The following is a 26039-nucleotide window of genomic DNA, read 5'->3' on the forward strand; positions in this document are numbered from 1 at the left end:
CGCTTAACTTGTGTCTGTTTTGTAATCGAAAACAGGCGGACGAAAAAGGGAGCTAACTTTACTGTAAGCTTTATACCGCATCAAGGGGGAAAAGTGAAATGGCTAGCGGCAGGGGCGTAAAGCCCTGAGAGTGCCCAGGGACTAACCAAAGGGGGTCGTCCCTGGGCACTTTAGTTTAATTGGCTTTGGGACTATCGACCTAGCCGATACAGGCGGGCGATATTCACTGCGCAGTGGTAAAGGTTGTCGCTCGCACTGGCCAGAACCTGTTCTAATGCCATCGCTCTTGGGGTGACTGAAAAAATAGCTTCTATGCCGTGTTCGAGCAGTATATTGGCATCGTCGCTAACACAGCCGGCAATGGCGATCACCGGGATCCCCTGTTTGTTGGCCTCGCGGGTGACCCCCATGGGCGTCTTACCGTGCAGGGTTTGGCTGTCGAGGCGGCCTTCGCCTGTGATCACTAAGTCTGCGCCTTTGAGCTGCTCGCTCAGCTTAACCGTTTGCATCACGATATCGATACCGGGTCTGAGCTTGGCCTTGAGATAGGCCAGCATCGCAAAACCCATACCGCCTGCCGCGCCTGCACCCGGTACCTCGCGGCATTCCGTAAGGCCCGCGAGCTGGGTAATATCGGCAAAGTGAGCCAGTGCCTTATCCAGTCTGGCGACCATGATCTCATCGGCGCCTTTTTGTGGCCCGAAGATGGCGGATGCGCCTTTTTCGCCGCACAGGGGATTATTTACATCGCAGGCAACTTCAATCTGTACCTGACTTAAACGTGGATGCAGGCCGCTGAGATCGATACTGGCCAGTTCGATGAGGGCTGCGCCGCCAGGGGCAAGGGGCGTACCTTGACCATCGAGCAGGTGAACGCCGAGCGCCTGCAACATACCTGCGCCGCCATCGTTGGTGGCGCTACCGCCGAGTCCGAGGATCAGGTGAGTGACGCCGTTGTTGAGCGCGTGGCAGATAAGTTCGCCTGTGCCATAGCTGGTGGTGATTAGGGGATCGCGCAGGGCCGGAGGCACATGGTGCAGCCCCGAGGCCGAGGCCATTTCAATCACTGCGGTGCGCTGGCCAGCGATCTCTTGACCCAGTAAGCCGTAGTGCGCATCGACCTGGTTGCCCAGTGGGCCAGTGACCTTGAGGTTAACCAGTTTACCACCTGTGGCATCGACCATAGATTGCACAGTACCTTCGCCGCCATCGGCCACGGGTAACTTAATATATTCAGCATCGGGTAGCACCGCTTTAAATCCGCGTGCTATCTCTGTGGCGACTTCCATGGCGCTCAAACTTTCTTTATATGAATCGGGCGCGATGACTATTTTCATGCAGGCTTCCTGTGTGAAGGGGGAGTAACGTTTAATTAAATCTGGGGTGTCCGGCGCCAAGGTATTAACCCTTCAGCGCCGGGGAGTTTAGCTTAGAGTAGGACAAGACTCAGCAGATAGACTAGCGTCATGGCGGTAACACCTTGGATTAGGGTCGCCATGGTTTGTGCCTTGTAGGCCTGCTTCACGCTCATGCGGCTAAACTGAGTGACCACCCAGAAGAAGCTGTCGTTGGCGTGTGAGACTGTCATGGCACCGGCGCCAATGGCCATCACTGTGAGCACGCGGCCCATGTCGCTGGCCAGGCCGATATCGCCCAGCATAGGCGCAACCAATGCAGAGGTGGCCACCAGGGCTACGGTCGATGAGCCTTGAGCCGATTTTAGTGCCGCGGCGACGATAAACGGCATGAAGATACCGATACCCAGTGCCGACAGAGAACTGCCAAGGAAATTACCAATCTCTGTGGCTTTGAGCACGGCACCGAAGGCACCACCTGCACCAGTGATTAACAAAATCGGGGCTGCAACCACCAGACCATGGCTGATGCGCTCGCTGAACTCTTTGATCTTATCGTCACTCTTAAGCAGAAGTAGCGAGAGGAACAGGCCAATCATCAAGGCGTTCACAGGTTGACCCAGGAAAGCCAGCGTATCGAATAGCGCGCCATCGCCCAGTGGCATTGAAGGGAACTTGGCAATAGAGCCTAAACAGATCAGTAGGATCGGCACGAAGATAGGGGCAAAGGCCTTGGCTGGGCTAGGTAGCTCGCCATAGGTTGCCTTCAGTTTGTCAAAATCTTCCACATTGTTTTTAAGCTCTTCGGCGCCTTCGCCATCGGGTTCAACATTAGCGAAGCGGTTAGCCCACAACATACCCGCCAGTGCGGCAACGGCGGCAACGAAGATACCGACACCAATCACCAAGCCAAGGTTAGATTCCAGTCCCAGGTTACCTGCTGCGGCGATAGGGCCGGGCGTTGGCGGTACGAAGGTGTGAGTAGCATAGAGACCCGTGGCGAGGGCTACACTCATGGAGACGCTGGAGACCTTCATACGGTTGGCCATCGACTGCTTGAGCGAGTTGAGGATCACATAGCCCGAGTCGCAAAATACCGGGATAGAGACCAGGTAACCGATGATCGACATGGTGAGGGTGGGGAAACGTTTACCTAACAGTTTAATGACCACATCGGCCATGGTAATCGCCGCGCCGCTCTTTTCCAGTATGGTACCGATAATGGTACCCAGCACGATAACTAGGCCGATATAGCCTAAGATACCGCCGAAACCGGAGGTGATGGTTTTTGCCACATCGGCGCTGGGTAAGCCATAGGCAAACGCAGCGATAAATGAGGCGAGAATGAGGGTTAGGAAGGGGTGAAGCTTAAATTTGGATGTCGCGATAACGATAAAGGCTATCACGGCGATCAAGATCAATACTAGGCTCATAGGGTGTCCCTGTCGTGGGTTATATTTATTGGTTTAGCGTTAACCCGCCCCTAGCGCAGGGACAGAGGGTTTTCAGGCTGGCACCATTATCCGTAGATAGAGACAATCTGGCTTCGTGCCAGTTGCCTAACATTTAACTTGAGCGTAACCAATATTTGTGCGCTTGCACAAATATTGGCGAAAACAGAAGATAAAAGTCGGTCTGGATCACAAATCGACGGGCGGGGTTGTTCGATTAGGCGGTTAATTTGTCGTCGTTGGCTGATTGCCAGCTGGCCTCGCCGCGACAGGCACTGCCGAAGGCTTGAAATAGTTTGACCGAGTCAGGATTTTCATTGGCCTGCCACTCAGGGTGCCACTGCACGCCGAGGATAAACTGGCCATAATCTGGGCCGTGGATTGCCTCAATCAATCCATCTTCACCATAAGCCAAGGCTTCGAGCCCCTTGCCTAGGGTGCAGATCCCCTGGCCATGGAGGGAGTTGACCATGGTCTTGTCGCCAATCAACTTGGCCAGCCAGCTGCCGGGTACCGTCTTGATGGCGTGTCTGGGTCCATACTGCACATGATTTGGGGTCTGAGGATCTTCACGGTGATCATCAAAGCCGGGTTCGCTATAGACCTTTTGATACAAGGTGCCACCCAGTGCAATATTAAGCTCCTGCATGCCGCGGCAGATCCCCAGAATAGGTAACTTACGCTTAAGGGCGCCTTTAATCACTGCCAGGTCGACGATGTCACGGTTCAAATCTTGGCTTTTTTCAGGGGTAAGGTTTTCTTGTCCATACAGGCTAGGCTCGATATTTGAGCCAGCGCCCGAGAGATAAACTCCATCGACCATGTCCAGATATCGGTCTACGTCCTCGACGCCGAAACAGGTAGGCATGAGCAGCGGGACAGCATTGGCTATTTCCACAATCGGCTGCATATATTTGTGGGTCATCACTTGGTACGGATGTTGGTTTTTGTCCTGCTGGCCCATGGTCATCAAGATAATAGGTTTGGATTTCTTAGCACTTGTAGTCTGTGTTATTGGCATAGATCACCCGTTTGGTCGCGTTATTTGTCACCCGATGCGTGACATAAGAGTAGCGTTATACGGCCGCTGTGGGCCTTAGCTATTGGCTTTGTTTTAAGGATAGCAAAATGTGCAAAGCCCATTTATCGACCACCAGTCTGCCCTAATGGTGTTCATTATGTCAAACGGTTTGATTTTAATTAATTACGTTTTGGGGCTGGTTGGAGGAGACGTGAAATCCCAGATTTTATCCTGGGAGCATGATTCTTCGATTTGACCTGGTTTGGTTATTGAGGGGGATTCTATATGTTTGATCTATCCGAGGTGTCCATATATGCGATCGAATAACATCCCTGTTTAATTGCCAGTTCGGCATCCATGCCTCTCGCTCGTAAGCGCTAAGCTTTGCTTCACTCACCGAGCCAAAATAGTGATTGTACGAGCCCTGCCGGGCAGGCGCTAATGCCAGATTCCCCCCATTGGGCTGATAACCACAATAACCATTTGTTCCGACCTCGACCTAGATCAAAATAACTTCACCAAATAAACCTTAACATTGGTGCGAACTGTCACCTGACAGAGCATGTTCCCGTTCCCACTGTTGGCTGGAAGACTTGAAAGGCAAGCCTGTTGAGTCCTGCTGAAACGCAATTGCTCAGGGCTGAATTGTTGAGAAACAGGCTCTGCTATCCATGCCGGATAAGATGGCGAACATTGCTAAGAAGATAAAAAACCACCTGATTGAGATTGTTATGATTCATAAAATGAAGCTGGCCGTAAGGGGCATACCCACACCAATGGCGGGCTTGGCGCTGGGCATTGCAAGCTTAGGTTGGTGTTGGGAAAACTTTGCCGAGCTCCATGGCTATGGGCAGTGGACTGGCGCCGCGATTGCCAGCGTGCTGTTAGTCGTCTTGGCCGTTAAGTTTTTCTTTCATCACGCTCTGCTTAGGCAAGATCTCGCTCATCCGGTCGTCGGCAGTGTCGTCCCCACCTTTGCGATGGCGCTCATGGTGGTGTCTAACTCCCTGGCGCAATTTTATCCGCTAGCGGGTGATGCCTTGTGGCTAGTGGCTGTGGTGCTCCACATCATCTTTCTGGTGAGCTTTGTATATCACAGGGCAAAAGACTTTGAACTGCACCATTTGGTGCCCAGTTGGTTTATTCCCCCCGTAGGCATTGTGGTTGCGGATGTCTCTTTCTCAGGCAATCCGGCACTGGCAGGGATAGCGCAGGGCGCGCTGCTCTTTGGCATGTTGGCTTATGCCGTGATGCTGCCCATGATGATCTATCGTTTCATGTTTACCCATGAAGTGCCTGATGCGGCGAAACCCACTATGGCGATTCTGGCGGCGCCAGCCAGTCTCTCGCTGGCAGGCTATTTAACCGTTACGACAACGCCATCGCCGGTGATTATCGCCCTGTTATTTGGCATCGCCGTGCTGATGACAGCTGTTATCTACCTGGCGTTTTATAAGCTCCTGAGATTGCCCTTTAGCCCCGGCTATGCGGCGTTTACTTTCCCTTTAGTGATTGGCAGTACGGCATTGTTTAAGATGGCAAACTGGATGGTACTCGAGGGGATAAAGGCTGATTATGTGCAGCAGGTGAGAGAGTTAGCGGTATTTGAGTTAATGGTGGCGACCCTTGTGGTGTGTTATGTCACGCTGCGCTACATCAATAACCTCTTGATACAACCTCGCCTTGTTTCAAGGACAGCTTAGTGTCACCTCCTGTTTAGAGTCTCGTTTTGTTCAGTATCGACGCGCCCTGCTTGATGGGCGGCAGGTTAACCGTCCTGATAAGGAAGCCTCGCCGGGTGAAAGCCATAGCTGTGGAAAAGCTTTAGCTGTGTAAGCCATAGCGCGAAAGCCAGCACGTCAACGAATCCCCATGCGCTCAGCGCAATAATCAAAACCCTATAGTGTTAACGGTCCGTATGCGCAAAAATAATGACCTTTACGGCATGACTTAGCCGGCGAGAGTGCGTAAAATCCCCGCTTTCAGAAAGGGGTTCTAGCGCCATTGCCCCGGCTTTTTGTCGTATTTACTTAAGATGTCAGACGCCATGTATTGTGCCCAGCAATGTTTCACTCCGTTTCGCGCCTCCGTCGAGGGGATCGCGCTGCCTGAGCGGTTTACCTTTCCCTTCTATTATGAGCCCCACAAGCTGTGTGAGCTGGCGGCAAGTGAGTTGCAGGAATATCTTGAGCATCAAAAGCAGTGGCAGCACAACTTCGGTCTGAGCGGCGAGCGCGAAGGTGCCATTGGCAAGATGTTTGGCGTCTTGGTGGTGCAAAATGAACAGGGTGAGCTTGGTTATCTCAAGGCGTTTTCAGGCAAACTCGCCGAGCAGAATCTGCTGCCGGGATTTGTGCCGCCTGTGTTTGACATGCTGACCCAGGATAGCTTTTTTCTTGGCGAGCAGCTGGCCATCAATCAATTGACGGCAGAGCTTGAGGCCTTACAACAATCCCCCGTTCTCAGCGGGCTACAGAGCGAACTTAAGGCGCTGCGCGAAGCCAAAGAGCAGGCTGTGGGCGAACTTAGGGCGGAGATTATCGACAACCGTAAGTCGCGCAAGGCCAGACGTGTGGCAGGTGAGCAGCTTGATGCCGCGGCCTTTGAGGCATTACAGCAACAGCTTGGTCGCGAGAGCGTGGCCGAGAAGCACAGGCTCAGGCTGTTAAATGAGCAGTGGGACAGTCAGATTGAGCTGCGCGCCACCCAACTTGCCAGCCTTAATGCTGATCTCGACGCCTTGAAACTGCGACGCGCCATGCAGTCCAGTGCCTTGCAGCTAAAGTTGTTTGCCCAGTACCGCTTTTTAAATCAGGCGGGCGAGGTTAAGGATCTTAACAGCCTGTTTAGTCACCTGCCTAATGGGTTACCGCCGGCCGGTGCGGGGGAGTGCGCCGCGCCTAAGCTGCTGCAATTTGCTTTTGAACATCACTTTAAACCTATTGCGATGGCGGAGTTCTGGTGGGGGGCATCGCCCAAGTCCGAGGTGAAGCAACATAGGCATTTCTATGGTGCCTGTCAGGGCAAGTGCGAACCCATTTTAGGTCATATGCTTGCCGGTATCGAGCTGGATGATAATCCGCTGCTGAGCAACCCTGCTGAGGGCAAAGCGCTCCCCATTCTCTATCAGGATGAGGCGATAGCTGTGATCAACAAGCCGGCAGAGTTTCTCTCTGTGCCAGGCAAGAACATCAGTGATAGCGTTTATAGTCGCATGAAGCTGGCCTTTCCGAGGGCCAGTGGACCGCTGATAGTGCACCGCCTGGATATGTCCACCTCAGGTTTGATGGTGATCGCACTGAGCAGCGAGGCCAATAAGGCGTTGGTACAACAGTTCATCGGCCGCACCGTGGAGAAGCGCTATCTTGCCAAGGTGGCTGGAGAAGTAAAGGGCGATGCGGGGGAGATCAAGTTGCCTCTGAGAGTGGACCTTGATGACAGACCGCGCCAGCTGGTCTGTTTTGAACATGGTAAACATGCTCATACCTATTGGCAGGTAAAGGCCAGGGAAGAGGGCACGACCTTGTTGTCACTGTTTCCGAAAACGGGCCGAACCCATCAGCTCAGGGTGCACTGCGCTCATCAAGATGGCTTAGGGCTGCCGATTATCGGTGACGATCTCTATGGTGCTAAGGCCAACCGATTGCATCTACATGCCCAGTATCTGGCCTTTAACCATCCGCTAAGCGGCGAGCGGGTGAGTTTTAGCTGTGAGCCCGATTTCTAGACCTTTTCATTGCTCATCCTGGGTTCGGCTTAGTAACACCTGCCCCAGATAGAGCTGCAACAGGCCGTCGAGCTTATGAATATCTATCTTAGTGATTTGGGCTATCTTATCCAGGCGATACCTTAAGGTGTTACGGTGAATAAACAGCGACTTGGCGCAGGCTTGCTGATCGCCAAAGTGTCCCAAATAACTTGCTAGCGTCTTGCGCAACAGGGCGTTCTTGTCTTTGTCTATCAGGCGCTGAAACGGCGTCAATAACTGTTTGCCGCGCCAGTCATCCTTAAGGCCTGAGAGCATCACCAAGAGGGCATGGTCTTCATAGAGGTATTTGCTCTGCTCAGGTTGTAACTGTTGGCCAAAATTGAGGGTTTCCAGCGCCGTCTGATAGGAGCGGTTGATCTCCATGGTATCGGGGAAGTAGTGGCCAAGGGCGATTTTGAGGCGTGTGTTTAACTCGTTTGGCAGACGTTTAAGCAGGCGGTCGATGCGCAGGCTCTCAGCTTCGGCGCTCCAAGACTTGCCATCGAGAAAGGCGGGTTTGAGGATCACCAACTCTGTCATCGAGGTCATGGCGATTAGGTTGCCCCTTGAAGGCGTTTCCAGCAGGTGCAACACAGTCTTGAGCAGAGAGTTAGCACGCTCGTCGCTGGTATCGTCGTTGATTCGAATGACGGCGGCGACTCTGGGCATCTCAAGATCAATATCGAGTCGTTTGGCCCAGATCCTGAGATGATCGAGATCCCGTCCTTCAGGTTTTATCAGCTGCAGGATAAACTCCTCCTGCTGACGAGCACGCCATTGCGCCACATCCAGCGAGTTAGCCTGCTCGACAATCATCTCGGCGGTCATTTTCAGCAGCTGGCCAAACGCCCTGAGGTGTTCAGGCTCGCCCGTGATACCGATAACACCGATGATCTCGCCCTGATAGTGCAGCGGCAGATTGATGCCCGCCTTGACCCCATGCAGGCTACCTGCGCTGGCGTTGTTGAGCTCAACGGTGCGATTCTGACTGATGGCCAGCAGGGCACCTTCGTGGGTGGAGCCGATTCGGTGTGGGTCGCCAGAGCCCAGGATTACGCCTTGGCTGTTCATCACATTGATATTGTGGCCGATGATCGCCATGGTGCGATCGACTATCTGTTGGGCAAGTTGTGTGTCGAGAAAGAACAAGTCGATGTTAACGGCTTAGGGATTGAACCTTGAGCTTAAGGCAAAAGTTTCCCTGACACTAGACTTGCTGGACGCTTTTGCGAGATGGCAATAAAAAACCCGCGACAGGCGCGGGTTTTTTTGTAGGCTTTAGCCTATTACAGCTTGTAGCTCATGCTAAGCATGATCAGGTGGGCATTGTAGTCGTGGTTGTTGTAACCAAATCCGACGACGTTCCAAATGCCATCTGGCGCTATGCTGTTACCTGGGTCATTGTCCTGGTATTTTTCCATCTTGTAGTCAAGACGAACCGCCATCTTATCGGTGGCCTGGTATTGACCATAGAAATTGACGTTGTGGACACTGGCATAGTAATCGCCATAGTCACCAGTGATACCCTGTTGTACCTGAGTGTTGCTGCTTGAATCTGAGAAGGTGTAGTCTACGCCAAGACGTAGTTTTTTCTCTAACAGATTGTTGTAGCTGAACCCAGCGCCAACCACATCGACCTGATCTTCAACTAAACCAAACCAGTTTGGCGCGCCAAAGTTGGTGCTGCCAGCCTGCTCTGAATCAATGTTCTGACGATTGTAGAAGGCGTTAACCATCATATCGTCGTTGAGCAGGTAGCTGAGGTTGATGTCATAGCTGACATCTTTTGACTCAGTGAGACCGATTTGGGTTTCGTTGTAGTCATCCAGTGCGTAACGACCACCAAAGTCAATGGTCAGCGCATCGATTGGCGTGTGGCTAACACGAGCCTCGACCATGGTGCGCTTGCGGTCGGCAAGGTTGTACTTGCGCAGCAGGCTGTTTGACTCATTCGAGGTCCACTCTGAGGCTTGGTATTGCGAACCATCACGCTCGCCATAGCTACCCTTGATCCACATATCCCACTTGTCGAATGCGCTTAGGTGGTACTTAGCCCACAGCGTGTTCTCATCAGTGGTTTCGCGATCTTGGTAGCTACGCTCGTCGCGGCGGTAGTCGTAACCCACATCAAGCTTCATGCCACGGCTGATACGCAAGTCAACACCTACTTTACCCCTTTGTGTCGTGAAGTCATAAGGGGTGTTGTAGGCCACTTTGCCTGTGGTGGAGTCGATGCTGATCTGAGTCCACTCTTCCACATTGGTCTTGTTATCGCGGTCGCTATAGTCATAGCTGGCGTTAACACGAACCGTGCGGTTGATGCGAGACACTACCTTGAGGTTAGCGCCAGTCATATCGACCTTAGCATCTAGGGCATCTACTGGCGTTTGATAACCATAACCAGAGGTTACCAGCGCCTGATCTTGGCTCATCTGACCGTAATGCACGCGGCCGCTCATGATGGTGCTACCGGCTGTGTATTGGCCCATTAGCGAGACGGTGTGCGCCTCGTTGTCTGGGTCTAACGCCATGGTGCCCTGAGTCTGCGCGCCGAAGGTTGGATTAAAGGCATTGTCAAAGGTCAGCTGGCTGTACTGGTTCTTAAAGCTTGAACCTGAGTAGGCCAGGGCGGTAAACCAGTTATCGCCTTTGAACTTGACGCCTGCCTCCACGGTATCTGTGGTGTAATCCACAGGCTCAGCCAGCATCATAGACTGATTGAAGAAACTACCTGATGCCTGCTTAAGACCCGTTTTATCTTCACGCTCATAGGTGATGTAAGTGCTCCACAGCTCCTCACCCTGATACTCGAAGCCCAGGCCAGCGCGCTTGCGCTTGAGGGAGAGTTCAAGTGGGTTAAGGCTGTTGTATAGCTCACTCATATCCTGGCTTGAGCCCGCAGTCTGCCAGTTGTCTGGCAGAGTGAGGTGGTCGCCGCCTACGCCTTGATAAGGACTCATTGCCTTGTCAGTCTTGTAGGTGGCAATTTGACGGTAGTTGATGTTCAGCTTGTGCTGTCCTACCTTGCCAGTTTCGAGATCAAGAGAACCGTTTTCCATGCCGAGGTTTTGCGCCTCTACGCTGGCACGGTAACCAGATTCGCTGACGTAACTGACATCGGCATCGACCTTACCGGCAAATTCATTTTCGGCGGCAAATGCGTTGGCAGAGCGTATATCATCGCTGTCGTTGTAACCCACGCCAACACCTACAGTGCCGCTGACGCCAGTTTCAATTTTACAACGCTTACAGTCCCACTTATCGAACTTCACTTTCTCGGTATTGGCGTTTTGAATGCCATAGCCATCGGCCAGCGCCATGCCAGGCATGACGATACCGGCATTAGCGATAAGGGCGAGGGTGACTACATTGAGTTTGAATTTCATCTTCTCGTCTCCTTAGCGCTGGAATAGCTTGCCAGATGGATGGTTTGAACCATGGATCTGGTTGTGACAGTTCAGACAGCTACGACCACCGGTAAAGGCGTTACCACCCACGGTACCTTGGTCGGTGTTGCCCATGTAAGCATTGCTGGCATGGCCATCGCTAGCGTGGCACTGCTGACAAAGTTGTGGCGCGCGAGTCTTCAACATGCCCTCGTTAACGCTACCGTGCGGGTTGTGGCAGCTAACACAGTTTTCAGTTACGGGAGCATGTTCCCATAGCTTTGGGCCGCGTTTTTCTGCGTGGCACGAGTAGCAGGTCTCGTTAACGCTGGGCTTAACCAGGTCCGAGTCTGACAGGGTACCGTGTGGGTTGTGACAATCGCTACAAACCATCTGCGCCCACTTCATTGGGTGAGCAGAGCGCTTGTTCATGTCAGCTTTTTGCTTAGTGTGACAGCTGGTACAGATCTCCATCTCGGTGTTCTTAGAGAGCACGGGATCTTTATCTGTGTGAACTGAGTGACAAGAAGCACAGGCAACATCGGCATTATCGTGGTGACCGCCGTTCCAGGCCATACGCTTGTCATCTTTGTGACAGCTCATACAGACGCTGTTTTGCTTCTCAGCAGACAAGCTTGAGTCGGGACCGAAGGCGATCATCGGCTCGTTACCACCGCGGTTATGCTTACCCATAGGGCCGTGGCAGGCTTCACACTGCAGACCGGCCATCGGGCTTTTGCTCGAGTCGGCGGCGCCGTGTACGCCTTTAAACAGATCCATGACCTTTTCTGATTTGCCGTGACACATAAGGCAAGAGTCGGCACCTTTAGGCGAGTATTGGCCTTCGGCAAACTTCTTGTCTAGCGTGGCTTCCACCTCGTCAGGGGGCATCTTAGCGTCCCACTTAGAGGCTACGGCGCCTTGGCTTATGCCAAGCGACAGCACAGCTGCTGCCATCACCGCCGGAATCAGGCTTTTGAATTGATTTATGATTTTCATAATAGGCATCCTAATTTGCACAAAATAGTCGTGAAAAGTGGGGGAGGTGACTCCCCCGGATTTCAATTTGAGATGTGCAAATTACATCTTCACCGCAGTGTGATCTTCGATAACAGGTGCGTGGCAGTAGAAACAAGTTTCAACTGCGTTACTGGCTGTTTCTTTAAAGTCATTGAAGACTGCACCTTGTTTTTCGGCGTGAGCCTTTACGCTATCGCTGGTGTGACATGAGGTACAAGTCGCCGCGATAGGTGAACTATATTGGCCAGCAGCAGTGGCTAGTGCACCCTTAGCTTTGAAAGCGTCCAGGTTGAAGTCGTTGTGACACTGGGCACAATCTTTGATGATACCTTGCTCGCCATGTACCACGTGCAGTTTCATCTCTAGTGCACCTTTGTTAGCGCCACTAGCGTATGTACCGTCAGGAGTGTGACAAGTGACGCATCCGTCTATGCCTACAATCATTTCACCATCAGCATTAGGACGGCCAAGTTGTTCAGACAAAACAAAGCCTGTGTGATACTTAGTGTGGCTATTTAATGGCCACTCGCTTCCATGACAATTTTTGCAAGAAGCAAAGTTTACAGAGTCAGTGTGGCGGTAGCTTGGTGCTTCACCAGACAGGGTGCCATGAGCTAAATCTGCTTTCATGGTTACTGTTGGTACGCCTTCGCCGCAGTTTACGAGTTTTCCATTTTCAGCACACATGGATAAACCGATAAAGCTAAACGCAGTATCTGCATCAGAACCACTCTCACCGAACGGTAATTTTCCAGTGTTAACGGCCAATGAGCCATCAACGACTTGTACGGCACTACTTAACTCATTATTTTTAATGAGATCGATAGCGACTTTATGTTCACCGTTGTCTGGGTTGATGTTATAGCCCATGATTGGGTAATTAGGGCCAACGTTAGTGATGCTTTCTAGGTGATCGATTTGAGGCAGAATCTCATTTACATCTAGTGCATTACCGTTCGCGTCAGTGAATGCGATAGTGAGTGTCGCACTATTATCTTCAGCAACGGCTACAAGTGTTGCATTCATACCAATTTGATCAATCACAGCTTTTTTCTGAGCGAAGCCTTCGGTATGGAGCTCCTCAGTCCAGCTTGCGTTATGACAGGCAATACAGTTGCTGTTGTCATTCTGCTGAGAGTGACCTTTACCCGCTTTGAAGTCGACGTTGACGTGGCAACTAGTACAGGTTTCCATGGTTGGAACGCGTGACCAGTTACCCCACTCGGTTAGCTCTTCTGACTGCACGTGACAGGTTTGGCAGTTGTCTTGCACTATGGCGTGAGCTGTTTCGGCGCTCTTTTCCATGTTACGACCATACATCTTAGCGTCGTTGTGCACGTTGTGGACCAGATGGCCGAAGGCAACTTGTGGCTTGCCTTTGTCATCTGCCATCTCTTGAGTATGACAAGACACACAGCTCTCTACTTCAGTGTAGCTGTGATAGATCTTTTCACCTTCGGCGTGACAGCTGTTACAGCTAGCGGTATCAACCACATTTTTGGTGTAAAGGGCTTCATAGCCTTCACCTGAGAAATCTTCTGCGATCTCAGTACGTGGTACGACAGTTACACCATCAAGCAGTGTCGATGCACTGGCAATAACGTTATAACGCTGAGTTAGCTCTGAGTTGTAACCTTCCACGTCGATAGTAAAGGTGTAGTTACCATCTTTATGATCGGTAAAGGCTTTTTGTGAGCCAATGAATTGCCATTCGGCGGCATTACCGGCACCGGTTGCACCTTGTGGCAGCAGTTGGACGACTTTTTTCACTTCAAGATCTTTTAGACCGATAACAGGAAGATCTTCTTCGTTGGTCGCAAAGACTGTGATAGTTGGAATACCGTTGTCATAGTCCACCTTGGTGACATCAAGGTGAAGCACTTTAATGGCGTCGGCTGCTGGGCCACCTGGGTTGCCCGGATTACCATCTTTACCATCGCTACCACCACAACCGGTAAGAGCCATGGAGACAGCACCTGCTGCGAGAAGCAGCTTAAATTTATTGTGTTGTACGTTCATCATTTTTTCCCTGCATAGGTTTGGCATCGTCTTAAGTGCATGGCCTGTTAATAGCGCCGATTCTCGTTTATAAGTTGTGCGACCTAAGTCAATGCTGGAAATAGAAATCCCCAAGGAAATGCTAACGTAACAGACGGCTAAAATCTGCCTGACTGAGTCTAATGTGTGACCCAGATCTTTCTATTTCTAAAGGGGTAGGTTTGAGGGCTGATAAAGGCGGTATTTGATGAAAAAAATGTTGCAAAATGAAACGGTTTTACGATTTTTGTTTTTATTTTAGCATTAGCTGTTCTTTATTAAAAACAAAGGGAGGCAATGCCTCCCTTTGGGTATCAGAATTTCCCCAGATGAGCCATCAGGGGAAAGGCTAAGTCACTAGTGACTGCTGCCCCAGTTAGCGTGAGCTTCCAGGATCTGACTGTCTTTATGACAAGTAGAGCAAGTTTCAGCCGGGTTGAGGCTATCATAATCGCTAGCAGGTACACCTAAGGTGGTGAGTGGAGCACCGTCTTGCTTTAGCAAGCCACCATTGGTCTGAATGTGTGCAGCAGTGGCTTCACTTAGACCATAAGGCGCTTGGTGACAGCTGACACATGCTGCGGCTTGTGGTGATACCACTAGCTGCTCGTTAGCGTCATTTAAACGGTTACCATCAGTTGTACCAAAGGCAACAGGTGCGGCTTTCGGATCTATCTTAGAAAGTGAGAATCCGTTGTCACCGTGACATGCCTGACACTCAGTCTTCTTGAAGAACAAGTCGCCTTCAGGGGTGTAGACATAGTGCTTGCTGTGAACAATATAAGCTAGGTTAGAAGAACCTGCGCCTTTCTTGTCACGTGTGCCATTGTGGCAGCTTGCACAGCCATCCATGTCGTTACTGAAACGATGCTTGATCGCAGTAGTGTGACACTGCTGACAAGCTGTCATGTCTGCATGTTGTACGCGTGGAGACTGGTCAACCTTGGTACCATCGGCAGCGAAGTAGGCTGTGTCAGAAGGCACATAAGGGCCAGCATTTGTTGCAACGCCTTCTGTGACTGTACAGTCGGCTAATGCGCCTTTGCCGTCAAAGCAGATGTGCAGTTGGCTGCTTAGCGCAACAGTCACTTCAGGGGTTTCCATCACCTGGGCAACCTTGTATGCACCATCAGCGATAGTGACATTGATAGACCCATCTTCGCCAGCAGTGAAGTAGCGGTAACCTATCTTCTGGTAGTTCACGAGGAAGTCATCATCGACTACACCGTTGAATACAATGGCACTGGTGTCGCCACCATATTTGTATGGCGTAGGATCGATTTGTGCCAACGTCACCTTAGTATCACCTAAGCTCACAGTCATGTTAGCCGTTACTGTCTTAGTATCAGCATCATAGCTCATGCTGTTAAAGGTTACTTTTGCAGCTGCTGATTGTGCATTGTCATTTTTCAGGTAGTGGCCCGATTCTGCACCGCGTACACCACCGTTTGGATCGTTATGACAGCTCACACAGTTTTGCTTGCTTTCATCAATCTGGTTGTTGTCACTATCCCAGTGCCAGCTTGGTACTGCGTATGGGCTGTTGTGACAGTTCATACAGGTTGCAGTATCCAAGTCAGCCTTCCAGGCGTCAGCCATCATCAGGCTTTCATCTGCCTGGTGACAGGTTTGGCAGTTACCCGCGCTTTGTGGGTAGATACCGTTGTAGGTCGAGTGGCTATGGATAGCGTGTGCCATACCTTTGATTGAGCCATCAAACTCATAGCTACGTACCACGTTGCCAGCGTCATCTTTTTCGTCTTTCATGTACGTGTTGTAGTCGGTATGACAGAAGGTACAAGACTCAAGTGTGACATGTTTGCCGCCATGCATGGCAAGAGCGCCATCTTGACCAGGACGGTGACAGCTCTGACAAGTATCATTTGCAATCAGCGCTTTAGGCTTACCTTGAACTGTGTCAGAACTTGGTTGCCAATAGAAGAAGCTGTTATCAACCATTGACGAACCGGCAAAATTGCTCGCCTTAACGCCGAGGTAGATGCCGTTAGTGACGTCTGCCTTATAGTCGTACTTGCCTAAGGTGTCGATAGGTTTATCCAACACTAGCGTATAGCTACCGTCACCATTATCGGTTAAGCAAGTTTCACACTCTGAACCTTTGAAGTAGGAAGAGCCAGTGTAGTGGTCATCGCCTTTATCTTTATTAAAGTAGCTTAACCAGATATCACGTGGGTTGCCTTCGAGATCTGTGCTGCCCACTTCATCTTCGTTGCCGACACGACCAAAAGAAACTGCACCAATATCTGCTGGTTTGAGACCGAGTACCGCAACGCCGTTAGCGTCAGATAGATTGAAGTTGATGGTGAGGATACCTGCGTCATCTACGCTGGCCGATTGAATAGTCGATTTTAGGTGTGAAACCTCGCCAATGGGGTTAGCGATAGGACCTGGCTTGCCATCTTCGCCATCTTTACCGTCGCTGCCGCAACCAGATAAAGCGAGAGAGAGAAGTCCGGCACCTAATACAGCTTTTGTCGCTGCATTAACATTGAACTTTTTCATCATGATTATTCCCTGCAATAGTTTTAATCATCACTAATTGATTGTTCTTCAATAAAAACAAGCACTGAAAGAGAGTGCTGTAATTGTTTTCTACGTTGAAAACACCCGCTTAGTGTGTGGAATTAATTTCCACCTCTAAGGCTATCGAAATGGCAGCTTTTTAGCAGGTGTTTCAGTCAGCTTATGTGATTGAGATCTGACTATTTCTTTAGAGGTAGGTAAAAAAATGCATTTTAAGTGAAATTTTCATTTTCACTTAAGAAAGTCAGCCAGTTAAAAGGATGTCTTGTTAAATTTTTGTGGCAATGTGAGCCGGGTTTGTCGCGGCGTGTTAGCCTGTTTAGGTATGTGTGGGAAGTTGTGCGAAAGTCACTCGCTGAAGTTAATGGGATGTGTGGTAAACAAAAAAAGAGTGGAAAGCTTGGCTTTCCACTCTTGTCATGATTTAGAACAGACTTTGCTTTTTAGTCTTGCTTATGCAACTCGGCAACCTTTTCTGCACTATGGCAGGTTAGGCACGACTCGCTGTTGAGCATAGCTTCTTCGTAGCTACCCGCAACGACACCACCCATGCTTTCGATGTGTGATTTAGCCGCCTCTTTTCCTCCGCCGATCTCATAGCTTGATGAGACGTGGCATGAGGCACAAACACCCGCTTGTGGACTAGAGAAACTGGCATCGCCCTTGTTCCAACGCATTGGGGTTGAGCGCGCATTTTCTAGACCGAAGTTCATATCACTATGACAAGCAGAACAGTTGGCACTGCTCACTAGAGACTGAACATCTTCGCGGCCGTGAGCCTTACCAAAGGTACCGTGTACACGAACGATTAGGCTGTTGTAGTCGCCAGCTTCGTGACACTGCGCACAAGTGTGAATGTCTGCATTGCGGTAGTGGGTAGCGCCTTTACGGGCCACCATGTCGTTGTTGTGACAGCTTGCACAGTTATCATAATCAACGGCGCTGGCGCGTTCAGGAGCCTGGTCACCACTTAGCGTCAAAAATGCGGTTTTTGCAGCATTAGTGCTGAGGGCACCTGAACAGTTACCTTCACTATCAAGAGCTGTCAATGTCGAGCTCTTGTTTGCAAAACAGGTGTTAAAGCTTGGAGTGATGGCAATGTTCGCCCCAGCCTTGATAGCATCAGCCAGAGATGGAAGGCCATAACCTGGGTTAGCAGCATTAACCGTTACACCGTAGCTACCATCTATATTCGCGATGACTGAACCACTGGTGCGTCCGGCTAGGAAAGCATCAGGCTTTGTCGCGTCAACGGCGTTTACATAGAGACGCATGCCAGTGGTATAGTCAACAGTTACTATCTCTTCACCCTTAGTTAAGTGCATGGTAAAGCTTAAGGTATTTGAAGCCTCATCCCAGTTGATTTGACTGTAGCTGGCATCAATTAGAGTACCCGCCTGTGATGCTGCTTCGCGGCTGTCTTGCTCATGGCCAGCGAAATGACGGAAGGCGCCGCCACGGGTGTTACCGTCGTGGCTACTATGACAGGCGACACAGCCTACCAGCTGGGTTTCTTCTCCAACAAGCTCAGTGCGGTTACCGTAATGGTAATCGCCGTGGCAAGTTTGACAGGCAACGGCATCCTTATCAGCAAACCATGCCATTGCATGAGGAGTAAGTCCTTCTGGCAGCGTCTCTTCAGTTGTGGTGTAGCTAATGTGACAGCTTTGGCAGTTGGCTGTTGAGGCTGGGAAGTTAAGCTCGGCTTTAGGCTGGCCTTCGCTATCGAGCGCCGCACCATCAAACTTGTATGCAAATGCTGGGTTTTTGCTTGCGTTAGCAATGACAGTATTGAATTTTGCCAGTTCACGGCGATCACCTTCTGTGATACCTGTGTGAACCGCATGCACTAGGCCTTTGATTGAGCCATCAAAGTTAAATTCAACCGTATTACCTTCTCCGTCAACACCAGAGCCGCTGTATTGGGTGTAATCGGTATGACAGAAGCCACAGCCATCGGCGGTGTTACCATAGTTGCCATGACGAATATGGTCCTGGCCTACGTGACAGTTAGTACAGGTTTCCATCTCTAACACCTTCTTAGGCGAGGCGACAGACTGCTCTGTTAATGGATCCCAGTAGTAGGCTTCGACATTCTTAAGCTTGTTCTGACCCACGCCATAGGTGATCAGGTAGATACCATTGATGCGATTGGCGTCATAGCCATAATCCAGACCATTAGTGTCGATGATCTCCGGCGCAGTAACCTGATATCTTCCCTGGCCAAGATAAGCCAGACAGGTCACACCTTCCTGACAGTCACGGGTCGGGCGCCAGTTGTTAGAACCTGTCATAGGTACGCCATTTTTGCTGGCATTACGGTAAGAAAGCCAGATCTCCTCATCGCCATCGCCTCTAGCAGTGACTTCTGTACCGTCTTCTAAGCTGAAGGGAGTGAAGGCTTCGCTGCGTGTGCCCATACGACCAAAGGCGATGCGTAGTGGATCGGTAAGTGTCTCTAATCCAGTAACGGCAACACCGTTAGGATTGGTTAGACTGAATTCGAAGGTTAAGGTTTTTGACGTCTCATCAAAGCTTGCCTTTTCTATTTGGGTCTGTACGGCGGTTGCACTGTTGATATCGATTGCGATTTCACCTGGTTTGCCGTCTTCACCATCTTTACCATCGCTGCCGCCACAACCGGCAAGCGCTAGGGACAAGGCCCCAACACTGAAAGCTGTTTTGACAGCGGTACTGATTGAATACCGTTTCATCATTTTTCCCCTGCATGAGAATGAGAGTGATCTCAATTTTATTTTTGGTATGAACAAGGTGAGCCAGAGTTATTGCTATTGCCTCAATGACTTGGCGACACCTTGGGCGCATATTACTCAAAAGGGGGTAGATGGAGAGCGTGCGTCTGCCCAAACGTGAAGCGGATCTATTAACAGTGTTACAAAATGATAGTTGTGTTAAAGCGCAATAATTACAGTTGGTTATATTTTTAGCTCGGTTTCAAAATTAAGCAATGCTGTGAAAAGTCGGCCGCTATCTTAAGTGAAGCTTAATAAGTGGGCGTTTTATTAGCTTATGTATTGATCTAAGACAAACTCATTGGTGGAGGCTGATGACCGATTGCGCTTCATTTGGTCACAATCTGTATTTGTGGGGTTGTCTGAATGTTGTCTAAAGGTTGGCGGGGTGAAGAAAAGGAGGCTAAAGCCTCCTTTTCTGAGCTGAGGGTTAAGGGTTATGAATACCCAGTAGTTGAGTTGGTGTGTGGCAGGTTGAGCAGCTCTCTGCAGAGCGGCTGCGAACGTCATCAGCACTCATACCATCTAAGATACCGCCGTTGGTCTGGATATGGGCCGCTCCAGAGTCCTTAAGGTATTTCTGGTGACAGCTGAGGCAGGCACCAGCATCGGATGAGACCCAGATATCGACGCCTGTGGTGGTATCGCCATAGCGCCAGACGCGGTCTTTGACTCGGCCAAGTTCAAAGCCACCATCGGTATGACAGGTGAGACAGTCTGTTTTCAGTACAGTGCCCGACTGCACGCCTGCGTATTTCAGGTAATGGCCTTCGGCTTCGTGCGCCTTAAAGGCGAAGCTGGTTGGTTTACGACCGCCTGGGTAACCTTCATCTCCTCGTGTGGTTTTATCAGAGGTGTGACAAGTCTGACAGTTGTAGCCATTATTGTAGTGGTGATTTTCTTGGTTGTGGCAAGTTTGACATTTTGCCGTATCGACAATGGCACGGCGCATGGCGGTTTGCCCATTCTGGTCAACACCAGTACCAGACCAGACGAATTGGTAAGGCGCCTCTTTTACAGCAACCGAACGGGTGTTATCGCTACACGCGGTCATTACCACCTCAGCTACACCATAGCCACCATTGTTGAAGCAGACCTCAATGGCCGACCAGAGTTCAAATGTCTTACCTGTGGCATCTAGTGGCATATCGAAGGTGTTCGCGACAATGGTAAAGGTCTTGCTGGTATCGTCATAGGTGCCTTGAGACAACCTGAAACGGCGGTTGCTGTAGGAAGCGTCGCTATAGGCTGGGTAGTCTTTATCGACATCCCAAGCGACGACCACTCGGGTTCCCAGTTCAATATAGTCTGCGCCGACTGCATTACCTGAGGCATCGGTAACTTGCACATCAAACTTCAGTTTACCATCGGCGTCTAAGCCTATGTTGCTAAAGTTGACGCCCATGGCCTGGGCTAGCGTATAAGCCTTGAGGACATCGCCATGACGCTTCTCGGCGTTACCTGTGCCTGAGTAGGTATCCGTCGCGTTATGACAGGCAACACAGTTGGTGCTGGAGTGATTCTGCGACGGTTTTTCGGTGTGACAGCCAATACAGGCAAGGTTTGACTTATCGGCCTTAAACAGCGCGGCATCGCTAGGGGCACCGTCGCCCTCGACGTGACATGCTGCGCAATTGGCTGCCGGCTTTTGCGGGAACATCACCTTGCCATAGTCGTGCAGGCTGCCACCAAAACCCACTATCTTATAAGGCGCGGGTACATAGCCTTCAGGGGTGCTGGTGACTCTGTTCTGGCCCTTATGGATGGCATGTATCATGAAGGCAAATGCAACGCTGTTGCCACTTTCTGGATCGCCAGAGGTTGTGGTGTGGCAACTGGCGCAGTTTTCCAGATCGATACGACGACCGCCGTGGAGCGCCAGACTCTCCTCTTGGTGGCAGTTCATGCAGGTTTCTTTGCTGACCACATTGCGGGTTTGAATCCCGTCGGTAGCGCCTGTTGATGGTTGCCAGTCATGGTGAGCATTGGCGGTTGCCTGAGGCAGTTTCAGCTCCAGTGTCACCCTGTGAGTGTTGTCGCCGTTATAGGTGATCGCCAGTGGTTCGGCCACATTGGCGATATTTTGCTGAAATTTATAGGTGTAGCTACCGTCAAGATTATCCATGAAACAGTCTTCACAGCTGCTTGCGGCCTCAACGTTTGCTTGGTACTGAGGGGAGGGGTTAAGCCCTGAGGTATCCTCAGGTAAAGAGCCTGGCTGTCTTAGTCTATTGATGTAGGCTTGCCACTGGTAGCCGCGATCAAACTCCTGACCATCTATAGTTTCGACGACATTAGCGAGTTGGGCGACCCCAAAGCGTAAATCATAATCTTTGGTGAGGCCGAGTACGGCGACGCCATTGGCATTTTCCAGCTTAAAGGTCACGCTTACCTGTCCATCTTCGACCGAGGCCTCTGTAAATTCTGCCATTACGGTAGGAGTGTCATCGATATTGACACCGATAGGGCCGTCAGCGCCATCTTCACCATCCTTACCGTCACTGCCACAACCTAGCAGGAGCGCGCTGCAACTTAGGGCAATGAGGCTCCATCTATTCACCTTTCTCTTTATATCCATCATAGTGCGTTCCATTTTAATCTATCTATCAATGCTTGTTAGGATAGGCGCCAGCGATACTGGCGCCTCCACGGGTTATTTGATTGGGTGTACTTTCAGGACATCGGCTTCTGCGCCCAACCTGTGACAGGTCGCGCAGCTTTCAGTACCTGCGGTAGCATCTGACAGGGTGCCCATAAACACGGCGCCTTGCTGGATCATGTGATTCTTGTTGGTCTCGCTGCTATGACAGTCGCTACAGATTGCCGCAGTTGGGCTGGTGTAGCTACCGTCACTAATGGCCAGAGGTTTAACTCCTGGGTCGAGTGGCAGCGCTGGCGAGAGTACACCGTCATTATCGCTATGACACTGGGCACAATTGCCTATGTCACCAGGATAGTTGATGGCTTCATAACCGGCTCGCTGGCCGCTATGAATGGCGTGGATCAGGTGCTTAAAGTCGGCAGTGGTCGTCGAAGGATTTTCGCTGGCTTCGGCTACCATATTAGGGTTATGACACAGCTGACATTGGCCTTCGAGATCATTTCGCGAACCATGGAAGTTCAGTTGTTGATCCCCATGACAACTGCCACAGGTGTCATTAGTCACTACCACGCGACGTCCGCTATCACTGAGCGCCTCGCTGCTAAAGAAGCTGTGGCTGGATTTGATGACGATTTGGCTGTTGGCTTCGTTATCGCAGCTACCCAATACGCCATCGGCCGCGCAGATGCGTCCCTGTATCGCTAAGGTGCCCTTATCCATCTCGCTACCCGCTGGCACGCTAAGCCCAGTGACTTGATAGTCGAAGGCACCATTACTGCCGGCGAGAGGCGTTATTTCATGCAGACGAATCGAGCGTGCCGAACGAGTGGCATAGTCGAAGCTTGTGCCCCAGTTCGCGTAAACTCGGAGGTCTGATATAAAGTCGAGTTGGTCGGCACTGGAGGTATACCGCTCACCACTACTCGGGTTTTCAAGTGCAAGGGTAAAGGAGACGGTATCACCGCTTCGCATCGCCTTAGTGATCACTGGCTTAAATTGTGCCAGTGCCTGCTCGTTACCACCGTCATTGTGTACGCTGGCTGTCCAGTCGGCATTATGGCAGGCGACACAGTTGGCATTGTTAAGTTGAGCGGGGTGGCCTTCCCCAGCCTTAAAGTCGATATAGGTATGACAAGAGCCACAGGTCTCCATCGTTGGCACTCGAGCCCAGTTCATCTGTTCGCTCAGGCTTTCATCTTGGGCGTGACAGGTTTGGCAGTTAGCCAGCGAACCTGGGAAGCCGGTTAAATGTTTGCCGTGGATCATCTGGGGGAAGATGTTATCTGGATTGCTGACACGATCGGCATTATGACAGGTCACACAGGTCTCAATCTGGTTGTAGTTACCTCTGTGGAAGGCGAGATCGTTGTGACAGCTGTTACAGGTGTCTATCTTAATCAGATTGCGGCTGTAAGCGGGTTCGCTACTCGTTCCGTCTGTTTCCGCCTGCCAGTCAAAGTGCTGATTGGTAATGGGCAGGGAAGTCCCATCGGCAAGTGTATCGCCGCCCATCTTCACTACAATACGTTGAGTAGCGCCAGCCTGATAGCTTATGTCGTTCATGCCATCAAAGGCTGCACTGAAGGTGTAGCTGTAGTTACCATTTTTATGGTCGACATAGCTCCCTGGGCAGCTGGCATTGCAGTTCTCAGAGGTAAAATATTGCCATTGTGAGCTGTTACCCGCATTGGTATAGCCTTGAGGTAACAGCTGGGCGGCAATAAAGGTGGCAGTGGGCACCCCCACCACAGGCTCATCGTTTTGGTTGGTGACACGGTAGTTGACCGTGGCGACGCCTCCCTCCATATCAACCTGATCGAAGGTGATATGGAGATCATCTATCACCATGGCTGGTGGGCCGCCGGGTTCACCTGGGTTGCCGGGTTTACCATCATCGCCACCACAGGCTGATAATAGGGTCATTAGCCCGAGGAGGGCTACATAACAAATGGGGTTGTTCATCTTCATCATCGCTTCCTTGGCATACGGGGTGCTACCTGAGTTACAGACGGTAACTCAGGGTCACTCCAAAGTAGTGGGCGCTGTAATCGTGGCTTAAGTCACCGAAACTCAACACGTTGGGGATGCTGTCTGGCATGAGCTGGTCATTGGCCCTGTCAGCATCTTGGTACTGCTCGAAGATCCAATCGAACCTCAGACCTAAGCCATTGCTCAGGCTAAAGTCTGCGAAGGCATTGATGTTATGTTTGGTGGCGTAATAGTCGCCATAGGGATTGTGTAGCCCTTGGCTCACTTCGGTGTCGCTCTGACCATCACTGAAGCTATAGTCAAGTCCTATCCTAAGGCGTTTTTCAAGCAGGTTGCTATAGTCAATGCCTGCCCCTATGAGGGTGGCCTCGTCCTCTGTGTTTGCAAACCAATTGGCTCCGGCGTAGTTATTGCTGCCAGCCTGATCGCTGTCGCGCCAGTCCTGGTTGACAAAGGCGTTGAAGTTTAGGTTTTCACTGATAGCGTATTGCGCTGACAGATCATAGCCTTGGCTGTCTACCTGTGTCAGGCCTATCTGGGTGTCGGTATAATCATCTTGGCGGGTATGCAGATTTAATGTGACATTATAGGCTCCGCCGTTGTAGCTGGCATAAAGTCCATAGCCTTGGTGCTCGCGATCGGCGAGGTAGCTGCGTCTCAGCAGAGGGTTATTGGGCCTGTTGCTGGCGGTCATGCCATGATATTCACTGCCGTTGCGATCGCGATATTCGGCCTTTAACCAAGCTTGCCAATGGGGAGAAAGCCGGTAGTGGAGCTTGGCTTCAATATCGGACTCCTGCAGAGTGTCTCTATCAAGGCCGTTGTAATTGTTGTGTTCATATTGATATTGCAGGTCTAAATATAGGCTGCGGGTGAATCTGTACTTGGCGCCTAGATTGGCCTGCTGGCGTGTGCGGTCGTAGTCTGGATTGAGCCGATCGCCACTGTAGTAGCTGTCGGTGACAATTTGTGGATAGCTGAAGATTGGCGTCTTGTTGTCACGGTCTCGATAATCATACCCCGCTCTGAGGCTAAAGTCTGGTGTCAGCCTGCCGTGATACTTTAGTTTCATCTCTATCAAATCCACTTGGCCTGCTAGGTCCGTCGCTGGTAACGCAGGCGAGGGGCCATTGATGGTGGCAGGTAAGAACGCCTGATCTTGTGTCATACGAGTAAAGCCCAGATGCATAATGACCTGTTGGCCCTCAGCGGAAAATTGGCTATGACCTGCGACGCGATAAGCTTTGTTGTCAGGGGCTACGGCATTTTGGCCAAAATAGGCGGCACCGAAGGTGGGGCTGAAGGCCGATTGCCAGTGCAGAGCACTCAAGTCGTTTTGATATTGGCTGACTTCGGCGTCTATGCCCGTGAGCCAGTGATCGCCACGAAAGTAAAGTTTGGCATTGACGCGATCGTTTTTATCTTCGATACGCTCGGCCAATAAGGTGCTATTGGTAAGCAGATTAACACTGGCGCGGCGATTGCCCTGGCGCTCTTCATGTTGATAGCCAAGAGCAACTTCATAGAAGTCACCAGTATAGTTAGCATCGATACGATAGCGGTCCCGGGTGATCTTAAGCTCTGCAGGGCTGAGGCTGGATGACAGGCTTGTCATCTGATCTGTGGTTGCAGCGCTTTGCCACTCAATAGGCAATTGCCATGTCTGGCCATCGCGGCGGTAAGGGGTTAGGGCGCTATTATTGTCGTAGCGGGCAAAGCCTCGATAGGCTGCTTGTATTTCATACTGGCCTTTGCGCCCCGTGGTTAAAGAGGCTGAGCCGGCATCATAGCCTAAACGATTGGCTTCGAAGTGAGTTTGGTAGCTCGAATCTGTCTTGTGAGCAAGATCCGCTTCAAGGCTTGCTACGGCGCCATCTTGGTCAGTCCCTGTTGTATTGCCGAAACGGCTATCACCGCCATCATTGTAGGCAATTCCTGCCCCTATCATTCCCGTTGTACCCTTAGGGACTTCACAACGTTTACATTCCCAGGCATCAAGTTTGACTTTGTCACGGTTGGCCGAGGCAAGCCCATATCCTTGTGCGCCGGCATAGCTGCTGATCACAGCTAAGGCCAACAGGCTTAAACGCCATGGGAGTCTTTGAGATCCATCTTGTTTAATCATCGCTATGC

The 26039-nt window shown here is 51.0% G+C and carries 14 protein-coding genes; 2 read left to right on the forward strand and 12 right to left on the reverse strand.

The window, feature by feature from the left end; genetic code table 11:
* Positions 1-191: 191 nt before the first annotated feature.
* The 3 genes from CFF01_RS06620 to CFF01_RS06630 all read right to left on the reverse strand — a co-directional run bounded on the left by CFF01_RS06620 (position 192) and on the right by CFF01_RS06630 (position 3827).
* A complete protein-coding gene (locus CFF01_RS06620; protein WP_088904279.1) occupies positions 192-1337 on the reverse strand; it encodes a glycerate kinase in 1146 nt (381 codons plus the stop codon).
* A gap of 92 nt (positions 1338-1429) precedes the next feature.
* Entirely contained in the window at positions 1430-2788 is a 1359-nt protein-coding gene (locus tag CFF01_RS06625) for a GntP family permease (RefSeq protein ID WP_033537645.1), read from the reverse strand.
* A 235-nt stretch (positions 2789-3023) separates the two neighbouring features.
* A complete protein-coding gene (locus CFF01_RS06630; RefSeq protein ID WP_088904280.1) occupies positions 3024-3827 on the reverse strand; it encodes a gamma-glutamyl-gamma-aminobutyrate hydrolase family protein in 804 nt (267 codons plus the stop codon).
* A 731-nt stretch (positions 3828-4558) separates the two neighbouring features.
* Here CFF01_RS06630 and CFF01_RS06635 point away from each other — a divergent pair.
* Together CFF01_RS06635 and CFF01_RS06640 are read left to right on the forward strand one after the other, a co-directional pair.
* Positions 4559-5530: a TDT family transporter gene (locus CFF01_RS06635; RefSeq protein WP_088905896.1), complete on the forward strand. Its 972-nt coding sequence runs from the start codon at positions 4559-4561 to the stop codon at positions 5528-5530.
* Between the two features lie 344 nt (positions 5531-5874).
* Positions 5875-7554, forward strand: a complete 1680-nt coding sequence (locus CFF01_RS06640) for a pseudouridine synthase (protein ID WP_088904281.1) — start codon at positions 5875-5877, stop codon at positions 7552-7554.
* 6 nt (positions 7555-7560) lie between these two features.
* Here the strand turns inward: CFF01_RS06640 and CFF01_RS06645 are convergent, their stop codons facing one another.
* The 9 genes from CFF01_RS06645 to CFF01_RS06685 all read right to left on the reverse strand — a co-directional run bounded on the left by CFF01_RS06645 (position 7561) and on the right by CFF01_RS06685 (position 26031).
* Positions 7561-8724, reverse strand: coding sequence for a sugar diacid recognition domain-containing protein (locus tag CFF01_RS06645; RefSeq protein WP_088904282.1), 1164 nt, complete (start codon positions 8722-8724; stop codon positions 7561-7563).
* A 137-nt stretch (positions 8725-8861) separates the two neighbouring features.
* Positions 8862-10961 carry an MtrB/PioB family decaheme-associated outer membrane protein gene (locus CFF01_RS06650; protein WP_088904283.1) on the reverse strand — a complete coding sequence of 700 codons (2100 nt, stop codon included), beginning with the start codon at positions 10959-10961 and terminating at the stop codon, positions 8862-8864.
* Between the two features lie 12 nt (positions 10962-10973).
* Positions 10974-11960, reverse strand: a complete 987-nt coding sequence (locus CFF01_RS06655; protein WP_088904284.1) for a DmsE family decaheme c-type cytochrome — start codon at positions 11958-11960, stop codon at positions 10974-10976.
* 81 nt (positions 11961-12041) lie between these two features.
* On the reverse strand, positions 12042-14003 hold the full coding sequence (locus CFF01_RS06660) for an OmcA/MtrC family decaheme c-type cytochrome (RefSeq protein ID WP_088904285.1): 1962 nt from the start codon (positions 14001-14003) through the stop codon (positions 12042-12044).
* 372 nt (positions 14004-14375) lie between these two features.
* Positions 14376-16544 (reverse strand): OmcA/MtrC family decaheme c-type cytochrome, encoded by a 2169-nt coding sequence (locus CFF01_RS06665; RefSeq protein WP_088904286.1) that lies wholly within the window; start codon positions 16542-16544, stop codon positions 14376-14378.
* A gap of 461 nt (positions 16545-17005) precedes the next feature.
* Positions 17006-19279: a multiheme c-type cytochrome gene (locus CFF01_RS06670; RefSeq protein WP_088904287.1), complete on the reverse strand. Its 2274-nt coding sequence runs from the start codon at positions 19277-19279 to the stop codon at positions 17006-17008.
* Positions 19280-19745: 466 nt separating this feature from the next.
* On the reverse strand, positions 19746-21893 hold the full coding sequence (locus CFF01_RS06675) for an OmcA/MtrC family decaheme c-type cytochrome (protein WP_232479550.1): 2148 nt from the start codon (positions 21891-21893) through the stop codon (positions 19746-19748).
* 75 nt (positions 21894-21968) lie between these two features.
* Positions 21969-23888 (reverse strand): OmcA/MtrC family decaheme c-type cytochrome, encoded by a 1920-nt coding sequence (locus tag CFF01_RS06680; RefSeq protein ID WP_088904289.1) that lies wholly within the window; start codon positions 23886-23888, stop codon positions 21969-21971.
* Positions 23889-23919: 31 nt separating this feature from the next.
* Positions 23920-26031 (reverse strand): MtrB/PioB family decaheme-associated outer membrane protein, encoded by a 2112-nt coding sequence (locus CFF01_RS06685; protein ID WP_088904290.1) that lies wholly within the window; start codon positions 26029-26031, stop codon positions 23920-23922.
* Between the last annotated feature and the right edge of the window lie 8 nt (positions 26032-26039).

Origin of the sequence: Shewanella marisflavi, from assembly GCF_002215585.1 — a bacterium.
GTDB lineage: Bacteria > Pseudomonadota > Gammaproteobacteria > Enterobacterales > Shewanellaceae > Shewanella > Shewanella marisflavi.

What these genes read in the sequence shown, in the direction of transcription:
- CFF01_RS06630 (WP_088904280.1), bottom strand. Translation starts at nt 3,827, where the DNA reads ATGCCAATAACACAGACTACAAGTGCTAAGAAATCCAAACCTATTATC.
- CFF01_RS06625 (WP_033537645.1), bottom strand. Translation starts at nt 2,788, where the DNA reads ATGAGCCTAGTATTGATCTTGATCGCCGTGATAGCCTTTATCGTTATC.
- CFF01_RS06650 (WP_088904283.1), bottom strand. Translation starts at nt 10,961, where the DNA reads ATGAAATTCAAACTCAATGTAGTCACCCTCGCCCTTATCGCTAATGCC.
- CFF01_RS06685 (WP_088904290.1), bottom strand. Translation starts at nt 26,031, where the DNA reads ATGATTAAACAAGATGGATCTCAAAGACTCCCATGGCGTTTAAGCCTG.
- CFF01_RS06655 (WP_088904284.1), bottom strand. Translation starts at nt 11,960, where the DNA reads ATGAAAATCATAAATCAATTCAAAAGCCTGATTCCGGCGGTGATGGCA.
- CFF01_RS06680 (WP_088904289.1), bottom strand. Translation starts at nt 23,888, where the DNA reads ATGATGAAGATGAACAACCCCATTTGTTATGTAGCCCTCCTCGGGCTA.
- CFF01_RS06675 (WP_232479550.1), bottom strand. Translation starts at nt 21,893, where the DNA reads ATGGATATAAAGAGAAAGGTGAATAGATGGAGCCTCATTGCCCTAAGT.
- CFF01_RS06670 (WP_088904287.1), bottom strand. Translation starts at nt 19,279, where the DNA reads ATGATGAAACGGTATTCAATCAGTACCGCTGTCAAAACAGCTTTCAGT.
- CFF01_RS06640 (WP_088904281.1), top strand. Translation starts at nt 5,875, where the DNA reads ATGTATTGTGCCCAGCAATGTTTCACTCCGTTTCGCGCCTCCGTCGAG.
- CFF01_RS06620 (WP_088904279.1), bottom strand. Translation starts at nt 1,337, where the DNA reads ATGAAAATAGTCATCGCGCCCGATTCATATAAAGAAAGTTTGAGCGCC.
- CFF01_RS06635 (WP_088905896.1), top strand. Translation starts at nt 4,559, where the DNA reads ATGATTCATAAAATGAAGCTGGCCGTAAGGGGCATACCCACACCAATG.
- CFF01_RS06660 (WP_088904285.1), bottom strand. Translation starts at nt 14,003, where the DNA reads ATGATGAACGTACAACACAATAAATTTAAGCTGCTTCTCGCAGCAGGT.
- CFF01_RS06665 (WP_088904286.1), bottom strand. Translation starts at nt 16,544, where the DNA reads ATGATGAAAAAGTTCAATGTTAATGCAGCGACAAAAGCTGTATTAGGT.